The organism is Clostridium coskatii (genome assembly GCF_001675205.1).
In the GTDB taxonomy this organism is placed as follows: Bacteria; Bacillota; Clostridia; order Clostridiales; family Clostridiaceae; genus Clostridium_B; species Clostridium_B ljungdahlii.
In genome coordinates this window covers 1-1,989 of the sequence record NZ_LROR01000019.1, presented here as the reverse complement: position 1 = coordinate 1,989, position 1,989 = coordinate 1, and the positions used below count along the sequence as shown (strand labels likewise).

Sequence of the window (1,989 nt, the reverse complement as noted above, 5' to 3'; positions counted from 1 at the left end):
TGTTTGGTGAGAGATTCAATTATAACATGAAATTAGGGGGTCATTGTTTTTTTATTTAAAAAAACTTTGTAACCCTTGATATATAAAGAATATTTTTAAAAAATAGTGTAAAAAACTTTACACTAACGTAATTCTACTGGTGGTTTCGATATGAATAATATGCTTAAAGGAGCAACCTATTTTGTACTCTTTGTAGTTGGAGTGCTCACCTCTATACACTGTGTGGGAATGTGCGGCGGAATAATGCTCTCTCAAAGCTTAACTAATGAAAGCACTAATAAATTTCAGGCAATTAAACCCGCGCTACTTTATAATGTAGGAAGAGTAATATCATATACAATTCTAGGCGGAATTATTGGTGCCTTGGGCTCCATACTTTCATTATCTATAAAAACTCAAGCTGCTCTCCAACTGTTTGCTGGTTTATTTATGATTATCATGGGCTTTAACATGGCTGGTTTTTCTTTATTTAGAAAGCTGCAAATAAAACTACCTTGGTCCTTTTGTTCAGTAAAGAATAAGCCTAAAACTCCATTTGTGGTAGGTATCTTAAATGGTTTAATGCCATGCGGGCCTCTTCAAACTATGCAGCTATATGCTCTTGGTACAGGCGGCTCTTTTAAAGGTGCTCTTTCTATGTTCATCTTTGCCTTGGGTACAGTGTCTTTAATGTTAACTTTCGGTGCAGTTTCTGGCCTATTAAGCAAAGGATACACAAAAAAGATTTTAAAATTTAGTGGAGTCCTTGTAATTGTCCTAGGGTTAATTATGAGTAATAGAGGACTAGCTTTAGCTGGAATAAATGTTGTTTCGTCTATAGGTTCTCTTTTGCCTGGCACTAATCAATCCCTTGCTGCTTCTGCGGCAAATAGCACTAAAGCTGTTTTAAAGGACGGAGTTCAGGTAGTAAATATGACTGCAGATGGAAATGGGTATACACCTAATGTACTGTATGTAAAAAAAGGGATTCCTGTTAAGTGGATAATAGATGGGAAACAAATAACTTCTTGTAACAATGCAATTGTATTACCATCGCTAAATATAAAGAAGCAGTTGGATAATGGTGAAAATATAATAGAGTTTACACCAAATGACAAAGACATAAACTTTAGCTGCTGGATGGGAATGATAAATGGGGTAATTCGAGTAGTAGATAATCTAGATTCTGTTGATACATCTAAGCCCACCGATCCTTCCGCTCCTCCTGTTGGTACTCCTAATTGCTGTAGTGGTGGTGCAGTAGCACCTAGTGCTAATTCGTCAACTAAATAACAAACTCAAAACATATATGAAAGTTATCTAAATAGTATTCAAGAGTAATTTTGTAGATGCTCTAATTACCATAATAAAAAAAGTGATTGAATAAAAGTAATCTACACATTTTTACTTTATCAATCACTTTTAGTTTAATAATTACTTCTCTATTGTAATCTTTGCCTTTTCTAGTTTAACGACATTTCCTATTGTATCTCCTACTGGGCATCTTTTTTCAATGAGTTCAATAAACTTCCTAATTTTTTCTTCTGAAGCATCACTCTTTATATGAATATTATATCTTACACTCTGGTATCCCGGTCTCACATCCGATAATCCCATAAATCCATCTGGATCCAATTCTCCTTCTAACTCTATCCAAAAATCCTCAAGATTTATTTTCATTTTTTCAGCAAAAGATGATGCAAGAATTGTTTGACATCCACCTAAAGCGCAAAGAACTAATTCAACCGGATTCATTCCAGTATTACTTCCACCTAAGCTTTCTGGTTCGTCAATATCTACATTAAACCCCCTTGCTTCTGCTGTAACTGCAAGACCTTTCTTTCGTCTTGTTGTTGCCTTAAATGTTGTTATCGCCATAATACCACTCCTCGTATAATAAGTTTATAGCCAAGAAAATTTGGTTGTAAACTTATCTTTTTTATAGTATAGAGATAGGAGACATCTTTGAGGGATTCTTCCTCATCCTATTTCCATCTATACAATTAACAT

General features: G+C 34.5%; 1 protein-coding gene and 1 pseudogene. One reads left to right on the top strand and one right to left on the bottom strand.

Annotated elements, in window-relative coordinates; all coding sequences use genetic code 11:
* Positions 1 to 129 precede the first annotated feature (129 nt).
* A pseudogene (locus CLCOS_RS00940) lies at positions 130 to 1,272 on the top strand (sulfite exporter TauE/SafE family protein); the annotation flags it as partial.
* 141 nt (positions 1,273 to 1,413) lie between these two features.
* Here the strand turns inward: CLCOS_RS00940 and CLCOS_RS00935 are convergent.
* Positions 1,414 to 1,857 (bottom strand): OsmC family protein, encoded by a 444-nt coding sequence (locus CLCOS_RS00935; protein ID WP_063602647.1) that lies wholly within the window; start codon positions 1,855 to 1,857, stop codon positions 1,414 to 1,416.
* Between the last annotated feature and the right edge of the window lie 132 nt (positions 1,858 to 1,989).

What these genes read in the sequence shown, in the direction of transcription:
- CLCOS_RS00935 (WP_063602647.1), bottom strand. Translation starts at nt 1,857, where the DNA reads ATGGCGATAACAACATTTAAGGCAACAACAAGACGAAAGAAAGGTCTT.